The 14,662-nt window shown below is 66.6% G+C and carries 12 protein-coding genes, 1 tRNA gene and 1 pseudogene; 8 read left to right on the top strand and 6 right to left on the bottom strand.

Going from position 1 to position 14,662, the window contains the following annotated elements:
- Nucleotides 1-113 precede the first annotated feature (113 nt).
- Nucleotides 114-198: transfer RNA gene (locus QH168_RS18575), tRNA-Leu, on the bottom strand.
- 278 nt (nucleotides 199-476) lie between these two features.
- Here QH168_RS18575 and QH168_RS18570 point away from each other — a divergent pair.
- Both QH168_RS18570 and QH168_RS18565 read left to right on the top strand, forming a co-directional pair.
- Nucleotides 477-608, top strand: coding sequence for a hypothetical protein (locus QH168_RS18570; RefSeq protein ID WP_280235963.1), 132 nt, complete (start codon nucleotides 477-479; stop codon nucleotides 606-608).
- Complete coding sequence (locus QH168_RS18565) at nucleotides 592-981, top strand: MaoC family dehydratase (RefSeq protein WP_280235962.1); 390 nt, start codon at nucleotides 592-594, stop codon at nucleotides 979-981. The genes QH168_RS18570 and QH168_RS18565 overlap by 17 nt, the downstream gene beginning before the upstream one ends.
- Nucleotides 982-1,354: 373 nt before the next feature.
- Here the strand turns inward: QH168_RS18565 and QH168_RS18560 are convergent.
- Nucleotides 1,355-1,536 (bottom strand): annotated as a pseudogene (locus tag QH168_RS18560) (carbonic anhydrase); the annotation flags it as partial.
- Between the two features lie 67 nt (nucleotides 1,537-1,603).
- Here QH168_RS18560 and QH168_RS18555 point away from each other — a divergent pair.
- Nucleotides 1,604-2,212 (top strand): glyoxalase, encoded by a 609-nt coding sequence (locus tag QH168_RS18555; protein ID WP_280235961.1) that lies wholly within the window; start codon nucleotides 1,604-1,606, stop codon nucleotides 2,210-2,212.
- Nucleotides 2,213-2,255: 43 nt separating this feature from the next.
- On the opposite strand, the gene QH168_RS18550 is transcribed toward QH168_RS18555, so the two are convergent.
- Both QH168_RS18550 and QH168_RS18545 read right to left on the bottom strand, forming a co-directional pair.
- The gene (locus QH168_RS18550; protein WP_280235960.1) at nucleotides 2,256-4,598 is read right to left on the bottom strand and encodes a serine/threonine-protein kinase; all 2,343 of its coding nucleotides are present in this window, start codon (nucleotides 4,596-4,598) and stop codon (nucleotides 2,256-2,258) included.
- Between the two features lie 86 nt (nucleotides 4,599-4,684).
- Nucleotides 4,685-5,941, bottom strand: coding sequence for a Glu/Leu/Phe/Val dehydrogenase dimerization domain-containing protein (locus tag QH168_RS18545; protein ID WP_432421127.1), 1,257 nt, complete (start codon nucleotides 5,939-5,941; stop codon nucleotides 4,685-4,687).
- Between the two features lie 203 nt (nucleotides 5,942-6,144).
- On the opposite strand from QH168_RS18545, the gene QH168_RS18540 reads away from it, so the two are divergent.
- Together QH168_RS18540 and QH168_RS18535 are read left to right on the top strand one after the other, a co-directional pair.
- Nucleotides 6,145-7,131, top strand: a complete 987-nt coding sequence (locus tag QH168_RS18540; RefSeq protein ID WP_280235959.1) for a LysR family transcriptional regulator — start codon at nucleotides 6,145-6,147, stop codon at nucleotides 7,129-7,131.
- A 109-nt stretch (nucleotides 7,132-7,240) separates the two neighbouring features.
- Complete coding sequence (locus QH168_RS18535) at nucleotides 7,241-8,845, top strand: serine hydrolase (RefSeq protein WP_280235957.1); 1,605 nt, start codon at nucleotides 7,241-7,243, stop codon at nucleotides 8,843-8,845.
- A gap of 460 nt (nucleotides 8,846-9,305) precedes the next feature.
- Here the strand turns inward: QH168_RS18535 and QH168_RS18530 are convergent, their stop codons facing one another.
- Nucleotides 9,306-10,130, bottom strand: a complete 825-nt coding sequence (locus QH168_RS18530; RefSeq protein WP_280235956.1) for a hypothetical protein — start codon at nucleotides 10,128-10,130, stop codon at nucleotides 9,306-9,308.
- Between the two features lie 285 nt (nucleotides 10,131-10,415).
- Between QH168_RS18530 and QH168_RS18525 the strand changes: the two genes are divergently transcribed.
- Both QH168_RS18525 and QH168_RS18520 read left to right on the top strand, forming a co-directional pair.
- On the top strand, nucleotides 10,416-11,474 hold the full coding sequence (locus QH168_RS18525; protein ID WP_280236098.1) for a hypothetical protein: 1,059 nt from the start codon (nucleotides 10,416-10,418) through the stop codon (nucleotides 11,472-11,474).
- 189 nt (nucleotides 11,475-11,663) lie between these two features.
- Nucleotides 11,664-12,836, top strand: coding sequence for an alkane 1-monooxygenase (locus QH168_RS18520; protein ID WP_432421132.1), 1,173 nt, complete (start codon nucleotides 11,664-11,666; stop codon nucleotides 12,834-12,836).
- 126 nt (nucleotides 12,837-12,962) lie between these two features.
- On the opposite strand, the gene QH168_RS18515 is transcribed toward QH168_RS18520, so the two are convergent.
- Nucleotides 12,963-13,526 (bottom strand): DJ-1/PfpI/YhbO family deglycase/protease, encoded by a 564-nt coding sequence (locus QH168_RS18515; protein ID WP_280235954.1) that lies wholly within the window; start codon nucleotides 13,524-13,526, stop codon nucleotides 12,963-12,965.
- Nucleotides 13,527-13,753: 227 nt separating this feature from the next.
- On the opposite strand from QH168_RS18515, the gene QH168_RS18510 reads away from it, so the two are divergent.
- A complete protein-coding gene (locus QH168_RS18510) occupies nucleotides 13,754-14,617 on the top strand; it encodes an RNA polymerase sigma factor SigF (RefSeq protein WP_280235953.1) in 864 nt (287 codons plus the stop codon).
- The last annotated feature ends 45 nt before the right edge of the window (nucleotides 14,618-14,662 follow it).

Raw genomic sequence — 14,662 nt, 5'->3', positions numbered from 1 at the left:
TCACAGCATTCACCCCCGATCAGGGTGAAACCGCAGGTCACGGTGATGACAGAAAAATGCGTGCCCAGGCAGCGCCTGGACACGGTTTCTTCAGCATAAATGCGACAGTTCTGTGTCCGGAGGGGGACTTGAACCCCCACGCCCGTTGAAGGGCACTAGCACCTCAAGCTAGCGCGTCTGCCATTCCGCCACCCGGACCGGTGTGCCCAGCAAGATTATCGGATGGGATGGTGATGCGCCAAATCGCGCCCTGACCTGGGGTTTGGTTGGCTGGGCGGTGCGGCATGCGGACGTGTTTCGGACTGTTCGAAGTTCGCGCGCTCCGGCGGGGTCGACGTCCATGCAGATACCCGAGGGCTCCCTCTTCGCCGGAGCGCCGGTGCCGATCGGCCCATCTGCCCGGCCGTAACAGACGGTCGCTGTCTCGGATCGTGAGTGCGCTCGGTTCGCGTGCGATAGGACGTGACCCCGCAACTATGAGACCGAACGCTACCGTCGACCTCATCCCCGATAGGCAGGAGCCCAGCGTGACCCGGGTATTCACCTCGCTCGACGACGTCCGTGCCGCGCTGGGGGAGCAGATCGGGCCGAGTGATCCGCGCTGGTGATCGACCAGCGCGGATCACCGCGTTCGCCGAGGCGACCGACGGCCTCCAGTGGATCCACGTCGATCGCGAACGTGCGGCGAAGGGTCCGTATGGTGCCACCATCGCCCACGGGTATCTCACGTTGTCGTTGCTGCCGCATTTCAGCCGGTCGCTCATATCCTTCGAGTTCGGTTCTGCCCGAATCAATTACGGAGTCGACAAGGTTGGGTTCCCGGCTCCGGTGCCGGTGGGCGCGACGCTGCGGGCAACAGTCGCCTTCACCGATATCGCCGAATCCTCCGCGGGCTCGGTCGTGTGGACGAAGTACGTCATCGACGGCGGTGCGAGCAAACCTGCCTGTGTGGCCGAAACCTTCGTGCTCATCGTCGGCTGATCGGGCACGGACGGCGGGTGGATGGAGCGTGAGATCCGAGTACCCGCGCACCTTTTCGTCACGGCGAGGCAAGTTCACCTGGATGTCATTCGATGAGTTTCGGCCAGCTCAGTTCGTGCTTTGATGTGGGCCCGAACCACCGTTCATAGAATCCCATAGTCGGCGAACCGCAGACCTCGCGCATGTTTCGCCGATCGGGTCGACGCACCCTCTCGAGCTGCCCGGGACCGATGCCCGCGGGCCAGCGTGGTAATGATGCCGAGCCGAGTGTGGCAGCCGCTGTGACGCCATCGCCGTACACGACTGAACCGTGCCGTGGACACCACTACCGGATAACCGGCGAGCACAACGGAATTCACGGATCCCGTCGTGCTGGTGCGGGTGATGAACGGGCTGCGTTCGATGCGGCGCAGTGAGTTGCGGACGTCTTCGTCGAGATCGCCGAAAACTTCGGGGGACCAGGTGGGTTTGATGCCGATCTCGTCCTGGATGGCCCGTGTGAAACCGTTGTCGGTGACGGTGAGCCATGCCGCCATCGGTGCGGTGGATCACGATGGTGGGGCCGATCGGATCGGTCAGGAATCGAGAAGCCGGGCTGGTCGCGGCTTCGTATCGTGGGGAGATGGCAACAATAGAACTCGTCACCATCGAGGTCGCCGAGCCTGCGGCGGCCGAGGCCTTCTACGCCGCCGCGTTCGGGGTGACCGATCGGGTGCGGGTGCGGGCTTCGCAAGCGCCGACGACCGGATTTCGGGGGTTCACGATGTCGCTGGTGGTGTCGCGGCCGTCGACCGTCCGCGGTTTCATCGACAGCGCCGTCGAGGCCGGTGCCACGGTGCTGAAGCCTGCGGCGAAGTCGCTGTGGGGCTACGGCGGTGTCGTCGCGGCCCCGGACGGCACGATCTGGACGCTCGCGTCCTCCTCGAAGAAGGACAACGGCCCTGCCACCCGGCAGATCGATGATCTGGTACTTCAGCTCGGCGTCGCCGATGTGGCCGCGAGCAAGCAGTTCTACATCGATCGCGGACTCACCGTGGCCAAGAGCTATGGCCGAAAGTACGTCGAACTCGACACCGGTCCCATCACGCTCACCCTGAACAAGCGCGGTGGACTCGCCAAGACCGCGGGCGTCCCCGCCGACGGCACCGGATCACACCGGCTCCTGATCGGCGGTGACGCCGGAGCGTTCACGGACCCGGACGGGTACGAGTGGGAAACAGCCTCCCGCTGAACGAACCCTGACGCAGGTTGCCCCGCGCGAGCGCGGAGCGGGTTCAGAAGAGCCGCACGTTGCCGAGGTAGATCTTGTCGGCGACCGCGACGGGAGTATGGTCGCCGGTGATCTCCCAGACCTCGCCATCGCTGCTCCACACTTCGAGCTTGTTGCCCGCGTAGGTCGAGTCGAGGGCGACGGCGATCCGGGTGCCGTCGGTGCCGAGCTCGGTGCCTTCCGATACGCGGCCGGGGATCACGTACTCGCCGGTGTAGGCGTCGACCACGCGGCCGGACTCGGTGGTCATGATCAGGGTGCCGATACCGCGCAAGACGAGGTGTTCGGGTTCGTCGTCGGCGCTATGGGACTTCTGCTGCCAGAGCACGGTTCCGCTGCGCGGGCTGATACCGGCGTAGGTGGTGGTGCTGCCGTCGGTTTTGATCGCGGTCGGCACCGAGGTCTCCGCCGGTCCCGGTCCGAACGGCATCGACGGGCGGATGCCGGGGCGCCAGCCGTCGGGCAGATCCGCGGTCTTGATGCCGTTGCGGTCGTAGACCCCGGCGGGCACTTCACCGTCGGCGAGGACGAACCCGTCGATGAAGACGTTCCAGTCCAGATCGTCGACCTCGTCGACGGAATCGCGGCGGAAGATCTCCTGACCGTCTTCCAGTCGGATCACACGGAACTCCCACCGAGCCAACGGTTGTGACGGATCGGGCGCAGATTTGATCACGGCGAGGCGGACCAAGCCGAACACTTCGATCGCATGACGCGGTTCGAGCGACTCCGCACTCGGCTGGGCCTCGGGCCAGGCGATCGCGGGAAGTTCGCGGCCATCGGGGCCGACCGATCGCAGCGACGGCGATCGAGGCTCGTCGGGCCGGTCCACGAAGACGAAGCGCTCGCCTGCGGCGGTCAGGCTATCGATCTGCTCGGTCGCGGTGAGGGTGTCGACGATGCGGTTGGTCGTGAGGTCGATGACCATGACGGCATCGGATCGCGTTGCCGCACCGGTGAGCTGGCAGGCGACGGCCGAACGTCCTACGTTGACGACGCAGCGATCGAGAATTCGTTGTCCGGTATCGACCGGGATGGGTTCGGCACCCGCCCGGAGCCGACCGGTATTCGCATCGACGATATCGAGGTACACGATGGAGTTTCCGTCGGCGAGGCGGACCTCGCGGCCGAAGAGGACGATATCGGCATCGCCGCCGAGCGCTGCGACCTTCTCGGTGCGGGATCCGGGTGGACCGGGAACCTCCGACAGCGTCCAGATCGGGGTGTCCGGTCGCTTGTCGAGTGACGGAAGGATCGGCGTCACGGGTTGACGAGGCAGCCGCGCGGCCTCCGCAGCGCCCGCGTCGTGCAGGAACGCCCGGACACCGAGCACACCGGCGACGAGCAGCGCCACCGCGACCACCAGCGCTCCGATGATCCGCGGCGCGAGGCGCCGCCGGGCATTCACCGCGTTCCCGGGATAGGGCGGCCTCGGATGATGCGGCCCAGGGTGGATCGGCGCCGGGCGCACGGTGGTCGGCGCTTGCCGGTCGTGCCGCGCCGGTGGGCCCGGTGCGGCCGCGAGGGCGTGCCCGAGCGCGGTCGCGAAGTCCTTGCTGCTGGGGAAGCGATGCGCCGGGTTCTTCGCCATCGCCCGCCCGATCACCGAATCGACCGATGGCGCGAGGTCGGGCCGATGCTGTCGCACGCTCGGAACCGGCTGCTGGGCATGCGCCATGATCACCGCGACCGGACTGGTCCCGGTGAACGGCTGCGCACCGGTGAGGAGATGAAAAGCGGTGGCCGCCAGGGCGTACTGATCCGAGCGCGGCTCGACCGGCAGGCCCTGCATCTGTTCGGGTGAGGCGTAGGCGATGGTGCCGATGGTCAGGCCGGTGCCGGTGAGGTCGGAGTTCTCCGGCCCCATCCGCGCGATGCCGAAATCGGTCAGCAGGTAATGGCCGGTCCTGGCGAGCAGGATGTTGGCGGGCTTCACATCTCGATGGACCAGCCCGCGGGCACCGGCGTAGTCGAGCGCGTCGGCGACCTCGGTGATCGCGCGCCCCGCCTCGGCGCCGGGCAACCCGCCGGGCGCGGTGGTGAGCAGAGCCGACAGATCGATCCCGTCGATCAGTTCCAGGGCGATCCACAATCGTCCATCGGATTCGCCGCGATCATGGACGCTGACGACGCCGGGATGCGACAGGGAGGCGGCGAGGTCGGCCTCACGCTCGAAACGACGACGGTAGGAGTCGTCGCTGGTGAACTGCGCGGCGAGTACCTTCAGCGCGTCGGAGCGGGGGAGCCGTGGATGTCGGGCGATATAGACCTCGCCCATGCCGCCCACGCCGAGCAGGCGTTCGATGGTGTACCCGGCGAATACCGCCCCCGGCTCCAATGCCCCCACGTTCGATCCCTCCGATACCCGACAGTGCGAGGATCACACCGTATACCGAACTCGTCGGCACTCCTGCGCGGGTGGAGGGCCGGGCGTCAGGGGATGACGACCGGTTCCGACACCGGCGGCGGATCATCTGCCCAACGATGACCGGTCTCGCGCGGTGTGGCGCCGTTTTCGGCCCAGGCCGCCAACAGCTGCGCGACCTTGGCGTGCATGCTGGTGCGGAGCCGATCGAACGAGGTCTCCGGTACGTCGTCGACCTCACCGAGCAACAGCCACCACGCCCAGGCCACCGCACCGGCGTTCGCGACGAAGTCGGGCACCACCGGGACGCCGCGGGCGGCGAGCATGGCCTCCGCCTCCGGTGTGGTCGCGGCGTTCGCGGCCTCGACGATGACACGGGCGCGGACGTCGAACGAGTTGTCCGGCGTGATCGCATAGGAGATCGCCGCCGGAACGAGGATGTCGACCTCGGCCGACAGGATCGCGGCGCGCGGTAGCTGCTCGACGCCGTCGGGGAGCCGGGATCGGTCGATTTCGCCGTAACCGTCGCGCAGGTCCAGCAAGGCGGGGATATCGAGGCCCTCGGCGCGGTACAGCGTGCCCGCGGCATCGGCGACGGTGGTGATCGTCATCCCCGCCTCGTGCAGGTAGTAGGCCGCCGCCCCGCCCATGGTGCCCACCCCTTGGATGGCCACGGTCGTCTGCGCGGGTGCACGACCCCACCAGACCGCCGCCGCCAGACAGGCGTGCGCGACCCCGTAGCCGCCGACCACATCGCCGAGCAGGAATCCGCCGTCGACCGCCGCGTTCAGCCCCTTCCGCACCCGCTCCAGAGTCGCGGCCGGGTCGGCGGCACGCCTGATGGCGGCGTGATAGCTCTGCCCGAGCCCGAGCCCGTCGAAAACCTCGTCGAGCACATGCTGCGGGACACCCAGGTCCTCGGCGGTCACCCAATGCGCATCGAGCCACGGCCGCATCGCGATACAGAACCGCTCCAGCACGCCGACGGCACGCGGATCCTTCGGATCGAAATCGATGCCGCCCTTGGCCCCGCCGACCGGCAGATCGAAAGTGGCGGTTTTATCGGCCATACCGCGGGCCAGATCTTCGACCTCGCTCAACGTGCAACCGGCGCGCATCCGGGTGCCGCCGGTGGCCAAACCGCCGCGGATGGCGTGCACCACGAGGTAGCCGACAGCGCCGGTGAGCGAGTCGGTCCACTTCAGCCGCAGATACGGCTCACAACGACCGACCGCGGGGGCGACGGGCATCGTCGCGGGAACGGCCGGATAGGTCCCGGCGCTCGCCTGCGCTGTGCCACTGACCGGGTCATGCATCATCGTCATGGCGGACACCTCCCTGTTCGTGCTCATGCCGGTAACCGCAGGGAAACGCCGCGTCGCGCCAATCGCCTGTCCGGTCCTCCTCGTCCCGGCCGACCCATCGCCGCCGGGTGCCCCCAGCGTGCATTCACCACCGCTCGCACGTCCATTTACGGTTCGTTCACGGCAGTGTTCAGCGTTGCTGCACAACGCTTACGCTCGGTGGCATGGACCTGTCGCTCGCCCGGCTGCGCATGTTGCGTGAGCTGCACCGGCGCGGCACGATCACCGCCGCGGCGGCCGCGCTGCACTACACCGCGTCGGCGGTGTCGCAGCAGCTGGCTCATCTGGAACGCGATGTCGGCGCCCGGCTGCTGGAGCGGCGGGGGCGCCGCGTGCAGCTCACCGACCGCGGTGTGCTGCTCGCCGAACATGCCGAGGAGATCCTCGCCGCCGTCGAGCGCGCCACCCAGGCGCTCGAAGAGGCCGGGGAATCGGTGACGGCGAAGCTCACCGCCGGTGTGTGGGCGTCGGTGGCCTCCGGACTCCTGCCGGACGCGCTCACCACCCTCGCGCGGACGCATCCGGGCATCGTGGTGCGCACGCGTGAACTCGCCCCCGAATCGACGGCCGCGGCCGTCCGCGACGGCACTTTGGATCTGTCGTTCGTGCTCGACTATTCGAACTACCCGATGGCCTGGGACAGCGGCCTCGAGCGCGCTGTCATCGCGGTCGAACGGCTGTATGCGGCCGTCCCGGCCGGTGCGGGGCCCGTCGCGGGCGTGACGCTGGCGGAACTGGCCGATCATCCGTGGATCCTCGCCCCGGCCCGTTCCCATTTCGGACACGCGGTCCGGCTGGCGTTTCGATCCGTCGGAGTGGAACCACGAATCGACCACGAAGTGGAAGAACAGGCGACTGCGATGGCGATGGTCGCGGCCGGGCTGGGGGTGACGCTGGTATCCGATCTCGGTCTCGCGCTGCGTCCGCCCGGTGTGGACGTCGTCGTGCTCGGCGACATCCTCACCCGGACCGTATCGCTGGCCTACCGCACCAATACCGCGCGACGGGCGGCGCTGCTGCTCGTCGTGGACGCGATCCGGGCCGCGGCGCAGGAGAAGGGACTCGGCGCCGACACCGCACTGCCCGCCCCGACGGAGACGGTGCCGCCACCAACGGCCCACCCGGCGAGAGCCGAAGTTCACGGTGCGTGACACCTCGGTCACGCCGCGGCCACGGACGGGCGGTATTGCCTCGTAGGCGGCCGGGATGTGCCTACATTGATGTCGATCGGGGGGCGGCGGCCACCCAGGAGGCGACGTCATGACGCGTCGACGGACAATGCTCGGACCAGTCGCGGTGGTCATGGCCGCAGGGCTGATCATCGCTGCTTGTAGCAACGATCCGGCGCGTGAACAGACCACCGGCGCGGCGCCGTCGGCTACCGCCACCCTCATGCCGAATCAGGCCGCGGGAGTCGATATACCGGCCGATCGGATCGACCAGGCGGTCGATCGACTCGGGGGATTGGCCGAGGAACTCATGGCATCGTCGAAAGTGCCGGGCATGGCGGTGGCCGTGGTGCACGACGGCCAGGTGATCTACAGCGAGGGATTCGGTGTCGGCAATATCGACAGCAAGACCGAGATCGGCCCCGATACGGTGTTCCAGCTGGCGTCGGTATCGAAATCGGTCGGAGCGACGGTGGTCGCCCGCCAGGTGACCGCCGACAAGGTCGAATGGGATACACCGGTCAATCAGCTGACGCCGACATTCGCGCTCGACGACCCCTACGTCACCGACCATGTCACCGTCGGTGACCTGTACGCCCATCGTTCCGGACTGCCCGATCATGCCGGTGACCTGCTCGAAGATCTCGGCTACGACCGCGCGCAGGTGCTCGAGCGGCTGCGACTGCTGCCGCTGGGTCCGTTCCGGGATTCCTACGAGTACACCAACTTCGGGGTCACCGCCGCCGCCGTAGCGGTCGCGCAGGCGAGTGGCACCGACTGGGAGACGCTGTCGGCGCAGGCGCTGTACGAGCCGCTCGGGATGAACGCGACGAGTTCGCGCTACAGCGATTTCGTCGACCGCACCGATCGCGCCGACGGCCATGTGCTCGTCGACGGTGAATATCGGGTCGCGAACCCCGGACGTGAACCCGATGCGCAATCACCGGCGGGAGGAGTGAGTTCCTCGGTCACCGATATGGCGAAGTGGATGACGATGGTGCTGGCCGACGGGACCGCGAACGGGCAGACGCTCATCGCACCCGAGGACCTACTGCCCGCGATCACGCCGCAATCGGTGTCGTCGCCGCCGCAGGCGCCGGACGCTCGTGCGGGCTTCTACGGCTTCGGGTTCAACGTCAGCGAATCCGCCGCCGGGCGGGTGATGCTCAGTCATTCGGGTGGATTCGACCTGGGTGCGGCCACCGCGTTCGCGATGATCCCTTCCGCGGATGTCGGCATCGTCACCCTCACCAACGCGGCGCCGATCGGCGTACCGGAGACGCTCAATGCCGAGTTCGCCGACCTCGTCCAGTTCGGCGAGATCCGGCAGGATTGGCGCGCGCTCTACCAGCAGGCCTTCGCCCCGATGAGCGCTCCACTCGGCGAGCTGGCGGGCGCCACCGCACCGGCCGACCCGGCTCCCGCGGGTCCGCTGCCGGGGTACGCGGGTACCTACGCCAACCCGTACTACGGCCCGGCGACCATCACCGAGACCGCCGGGGCACTCACCTTGACGCTCGGCCCGAAGAACATGTCGTTCCCCCTGACCCACTGGGACGGGAACACCTTCATCTTCACGCCGCCGGGTGAGAACGCCACGCCAGGGACGGTCTCCAAGGCGAGCTTCGACGGAGACCGGCTCACGCTCGAGTACTACGACAAAGAAGGTCTCGGGACGTTCGACCGGGAGACGTGATCGGCGGCGTGTCACCGTTGGGGCGGCGGTCGTCTCGGCGGCGGCATGACCGTTCGCGTGTGCGGCTTTCGCACCGAACTGCAAGCCTCGTCCATCGTCACCATCAGGGTGTCCATCTCTTCGGCATTTCGGTGCTCGATACCGGAGCTTGCTATGGGAAGCGGGGGAGAGGGCGCGTGCCCTGAGTGGTCCGGTGACTCGGGGGAGTGCGGGCCAGGCGGGAGCCGACAGGATGTCAAATCGTTCTGGTCGAAGGAGACCGCCGGATGGTGGGCGGTACGAGTCAGTGCACGCGTCAAGACTTCCGTTACAACTAGTGCCGATACGTAGATATGCGCATCTAAACATGAATAGCATAACCATCAAGTCGACCAAGCCCCCACCGTCACCTCGACAAACGACAAGGAGGGGAGGGGCGTCGCACTATAGGTCGCCGCCACGACGCTGATCGCCGAGTCGATCAGCCCTGTGAGGACTCGTGCCTTGTACCGACATGCGGATCCGTCGGCTCGTCGGACCCACTCACGGGGGTGAAGTGGCCCGAGATGAACTCCTGTGCGGCGATCTTCGCGCGGATGACCGGTTCTCGGTAGCGGGCCTCACGGGCGGTGGCTGTGGCGAGTTTCGTCGAGCCGGGCGGGTAGCGCCAGCGGGCCCATGGTGCGGTGGGGCGGCCGAGCCGGATCGCGCCGACGATCAGGAGGATGGGGAAGAACAGGCCGAGGAAGCCGGTCCAGAATTTGCCTTTGAGCAAGGTGATGACGGCCAGGCCGTATTGCAGGCCCAGCCCGACGATCGAAACGATGAGCGTCACGATTTCGCCGTCGTCGGTGTACTCGTCGAAATCGTCGGCGAGCCCCAGTGGGTGGATGCCGAGCAGGAACAGCATCGAGATGGCGAAGGCGACCATGACGGCGTCGATACTGCTGCGTCCCGCCTCGGCCCAGTAGACGTCGCGCAGATGCAGGACGAGTGCGAATTCGTCGAGCACAAGTGCCGAGCCGATGCCGAAGAAGGTGGCGAGCACACAGTTGAGGACCGGCGTCTCGTGCGCGGCGAGGGCGACGAGCAGCAGCCCCGAGAGCAGCATGGTGACGAGACCGAAGACCACATGGTGGATGTGCAGGCCGCCGGGGGTGATGTTGCCCGGCCACCACGACACTTCGGCGCGAATCATGCGTGTGCTGATCCGGATGAACAGGAAGGTCAGCACGAACGCCACCATGAGGAAGAACAGGGGCAGACGTCCGTTGTCGACGATCGTGTCGGTGAACCAGTGCGTCACGGCCGGACTCCCGGCTCCCGCGATCGCTGACCGGTGTGGCCGCCGGACATGGGCGCGGTCCCTTCCCCGAGGGGTGGTGACAGCCGAACTGCTGCTGGGTGGGCGGTCCGCCGCGCGCCCCTGGATGTCGTTCGCTCACAGTGTGCCCAATTGGACTGTAGTCGGTGTCGAAGCCTCTATGGGGCCGATTTCCAGGTCCCCGCTGTGCGAGCATGAGAGCTGACCGGAGCCGGATACCGTCGCGAGGTGGTGCGTGTGAATGTGCCGATCGATCGCGATGCGACCGTGGGCTCCGCGCCCGCACGTCGCACCGGATTCGTCCGCAGTGCCTACGGCAGTGCCGCCGCCGAAGCGTTTCTGATCATCGCGATCGCGACCATCCTGCTGACGCGGCTGTATCTGGCGATCACCGATTACCCCCAGGTCGGTGGTGGGACGCTGCATATCGCGCACGCGCTGTACGGGGGTGCGGCGATGATGATCGCGCTGCTCATCGGGTGGCTGGTGCTCGGGTTCGGTGCGCGGATCGTGTCGGTGGTGGTCGGCGGTATCGGGTTCGGTCTGTTCCTCGACGAGGTCGGCAAGTTCGTCACCGCGGACAACGACTATTTCTACGGGCCGTCCGCAGAGATCATGTACGTGCTGGTGTTGGTGGTGCTGCTGGCGAATCGGGCGGTGCGGGTGTTTCGTGCGCCGACGACGGATGAGTATCTGGCCAATGCGGCGGCCATCGCGGCGAACGGGGTGGTGGGCGGGTTGGCGCCGCATCGTCGCGCCGCGGCCGCGCGCATGTTGGATCGAGCCGAGAGTGGCGGCGCGGATGCGGCGGCCGTGCAGGGGGTGCGGTTGTTGCTGGAGGCGGCGGGGCATCGGGCGGACCGGTTGTACGCGGTGCGGCTGTTCCTGCCGCGGTTGATTCCGGGGTTCTTCCGTAGCCCGCGGTGGGTGCCGGTGGTCGGGTGGTTGCTGGTGCTGGCGTCGGCGGCGGGTGTCGTGGTGGGCGTGGTTCAGTTGGTGGCCGGTGGGCTGGATATCGATACCTCCGATACGTCGATCGTGATCGAGCGGATGGGGATCTCGGGGGCGATTCTGTTCGTGAGTGCTTCGATCACGTTGGCGCTGGCTGGTCCGGCGATGGTCGCGCTGCGTGGTGATCGGCCGCTGTGGGCGTTGCAGGCGTTGCGGATCGCGGCGCTGGTGTTCACGGTGCTCAACGCACTGGTGGATTTCGCGGCCGAGGGGTTCGGCGCATTGCTCAATGTCGGGTTCGGGCTTTTCGTGATGGCGGTGGTGTCGTATCGGATCTCGGTGCGTGTCAGTGAGATTGCGGCTTCAGGTGAATAGTGGGCCGGAGTAAAATCTGTGCTGTCGGCGTCATCGGTGTGGGTGGACGAATCGCTGTCCGAATGGTCGCTTGGTCGACTCGATGGGTCGGAACGGCTGGTTGGGATCGGTCCGTTCGCGGTGTAACAGGTCCGGCGGAGAACCGGATTTACCGGTTGTCGGGGTTCCATTACGCGACACTCGGAGTTGATCTCAGTGCAAGCGGCGGGCGAATCACATAGTCCTCGGGACCGGAAACAATATCTGTGGGTGTTGGGGTTGATCGCCCCTGGATGTGCGCTGCTGCCCTCGCAATTGGTATTGCGCACCGGATGGGAGGTGTTCTGGTGGATCGGGCCGATCATCGTGTTGATCGCGATCCCGGTGCTGGACGCGCTCGTCGGTGAGGATGGCAGCAATCCGCGCGATGAGGATTACGAGGCGCTGTCGAACAATCACTATTACCGGTGGTGCACCTATATGTTCCTGCCGATCCAGCTGCTGGGGTTGGTGATCGCCGCGTCGATGTGGGCGGGGCACGAGCTGAGCTTCGTCGACAAATTGGGGTTGGGGGTCACCCTCGGGTTCGTCAGCGGGATCGGGATCAATGCCGCGCACGAACTCGGCCATCGGGCCGAACATCTGGAACGGTGGTTGGCCAAAGTCGCGTTGGCCCAGTCCGGGTACGGGCACTTCTTCGTCGAGCACAATCGCGGTCATCATGTGCGGGTCGCGACGCCGGAGGATCCGGCGAGTGCGCGGCTGGGGGAGTCGCTGTATGAGTTTCTGCCGCGGACGGTGACGGGTGGGTTCCGTTCGGCGCTCGCGTTGGAGGGGGAGCGGTTGCGGCGGCAGGGGCGGCGCTGGTGGTCGCCGCACAATCACATCGTGCAGGCCTGGGCGATGACGGTGGTGCTGTTCGGGACGTTGATCGCCGCGTTCGGTGTCGCGGTGCTGCCGTGGTTGGTGTTGCAGGCGGTGATCGGCGCGGCGTTGCTCGAGACGGTCAACTATGTCGAGCATTACGGGCTGCTGCGCAGGCGCCGCCCGGACGGTCGGTACGCACGGTGCTCGCCGCGTGACAGCTGGAACAGCGACCGTTTGGTCACCAATATCTTCTTGTTCCATTTGCAGCGGCACAGCGACCATCACGCCAATCCCGGTCGTCGCTACCAGACCTTGCGCAGTACCAGCGAGTCTCCGCAACTGCCCGCCGGGTACGCCACCATGATCCTGCTGGCGGCCATCCCGCCGCTGTGGCGTCGGGTGATGGATCGCCGGGTGCTCGACCATTATGCGGGCGATGTGACGGCCGCCAATATCGCGCCGCGGAAACGCGAGCGGTTCTTGGCCGCGCATGCGGTTGTCGCGGAAAACCGCTGACCTTCCCGGTTTCCGTGGCAGCCGATTTTCACGTCGAGATCGACTACCGTGATCATTGTTTGCACGAAAATGGTTGGTGTGCAATTGATTACGATACGAGTGCAGTTTCAGTCGGGTAGTGGGTGGTCAGGCGGCGAGGGTGGTGTCGATGCGGTCGAGGAAGTCGTGGAGGTCTTTGGGGGAGCGGGAGGTGATGAGCGGGTAGCCGTGGGTGTCGTCGACGGCGACGGGGCGGTCGACCCAGTCGGCGGCTCCGGCGTTGCGGATGTCTGTGCGCAGGGAGGGGTAGGAGGTGAGGGTTTTGCCGCGGAGGATGTCGGCTTCCACGAGCAGCCATGGGCCGTGGCAGATCGCGGCGATGGGTGTGCCCGCGGCGGCTGCGCGGCGGGCGATGTCGACAGCGGTGTCGTCGAGGCGCAGTGTGTCGGCGTTGAGTGTGCCGCCGGGGATGAGGATCAGGTCGTAGTCGGCCGGGTCGATGGTGTCGAGGGTGTGGGTGGGTTGGATTGTCGATCCGGGATTTTTGTCGTGCACCAGGGTCTGGATCGAATCTCCGGTTTCGGCGGCGATATCGACGTGGGCGCCCGTATCGCGTAAGTGCTGCACGGGTACGACGAGTTCGTCCTGTTCGACGCCGTAATTGCTGACAATGGCGAGAACGCGACGTTGTGTGCGGTCGGTGTCGGTCATGTGCGTGTTCCTTCTCTCGGTATGTCCGATTTCTGCGGTATTCACTCGTCGACGGCTGGAAAGGGTGGCTCATAGGCGGGCATACCCGAGTGGGCGGTGTCGACACCGCAGGTCAGCGTGGGTGTGGCCCGAATCTGGATCGGTCACTTTTCGATTACGTCTGGAATGGGTACCCCTGTGAGATAGGTCGAGCCGAGAGTCAGCCGATTCGGGACCGAGGAGGCCCTATGAACGAGTCGAAGAACGCTCAGACCATCGGATCCACGCCGGTGTCCCGATCGTTGGAGGGTCGGGCAGACAAATATGGGTCTTCGGGCAGTGCGGATAGTTATGAGAACGTCGAGCCGTGGTTCGACAAGTTGGAAGCATTGAGCGTCGACGACCCGCACCGATCGCATCTGCGTGATGAGATCATCGAATTGTGTTTGCCGTTGGCCGAGCATATTGCGCGTCGATTCGGTGGACGTGGTGAGTCGTTCGACGATCTGCAACAGGTGGCGCGGGTCGGGCTGATCCACGCGGTGGACCGCTTCGATCCCGCGCGTGGCAGCACATTCTTGGCGTATGCGGTCCCCACGATGATGGGTGAGGTGCGTCGACACTTCCGTGATCGCACCTGGGCGGTGCGGGTGCCGCGCACGATGAAGGACATTCAGCTGCGGATCGGTCCGGCCACCGAGGCCCTGTCCCAACGTTTGGGGCGGGTGCCGACCGCTCGTGAGGTCGCGGCCGAACTCGAGATCGAGTTGCCGCAGCTCATGCAGGCGATGGTCGCCGCGAACGGGCACACCAGCAATTCGCTGGAATCGATCGCCCGCGATGACGATGACGCGGGCAGTGCGGTGCAGCGCAGGCTCGGCAGCGACGAACCCTGCTACGGCCTGCTCGAGGACGCGATGGCGGTGCGGCCGCTCATCGCCGCGCTGCCGCGGCGCGAACGGCAGGTGCTGGTGTGGCGGTTCTTCGGGTCGATGACCCAGAATCAGATCGCCGAACGTCTCGGCGTCTCCCAGATGCAGGTTTCGCGTATTCTTTCGCGCACGTTGTCGACGCTGCGTGAACAGGCTCTGGCCGAGCCCGTGGCTGCCTGACCGGGGCGCGGCCGCCGGGGCGGGAGGTCACCCGGCCCGGCGGAG

Source organism: Nocardia cyriacigeorgica (assembly GCF_029868385.1).
In the GTDB taxonomy this organism is placed as follows: Bacteria; Actinomycetota; Actinomycetes; order Mycobacteriales; family Mycobacteriaceae; genus Nocardia; species Nocardia cyriacigeorgica_F.
Note: the sequence above shows the minus strand (reverse complement) of the source record. Positions and strands in the feature narration are given on the sequence as shown.

Coding starts and splice junctions, on each gene's coding strand:
- QH168_RS18570 (WP_280235963.1), top strand. CDS start 477: ATGAGACCGAACGCTACCGTCGACCTCATCCCCGATAGGCAGGAGCCC.
- QH168_RS18555 (WP_280235961.1), top strand. CDS start 1,604: ATGGCAACAATAGAACTCGTCACCATCGAGGTCGCCGAGCCTGCGGCG.
- QH168_RS18545 (WP_432421127.1), bottom strand. CDS start 5,941: ATGACGATGATGCATGACCCGGTCAGTGGCACAGCGCAGGCGAGCGCC.
- QH168_RS18540 (WP_280235959.1), top strand. CDS start 6,145: ATGGACCTGTCGCTCGCCCGGCTGCGCATGTTGCGTGAGCTGCACCGG.
- QH168_RS18535 (WP_280235957.1), top strand. CDS start 7,241: ATGACGCGTCGACGGACAATGCTCGGACCAGTCGCGGTGGTCATGGCC.
- QH168_RS18515 (WP_280235954.1), bottom strand. CDS start 13,526: ATGACCGACACCGACCGCACACAACGTCGCGTTCTCGCCATTGTCAGC.
- QH168_RS18510 (WP_280235953.1), top strand. CDS start 13,754: ATGAACGAGTCGAAGAACGCTCAGACCATCGGATCCACGCCGGTGTCC.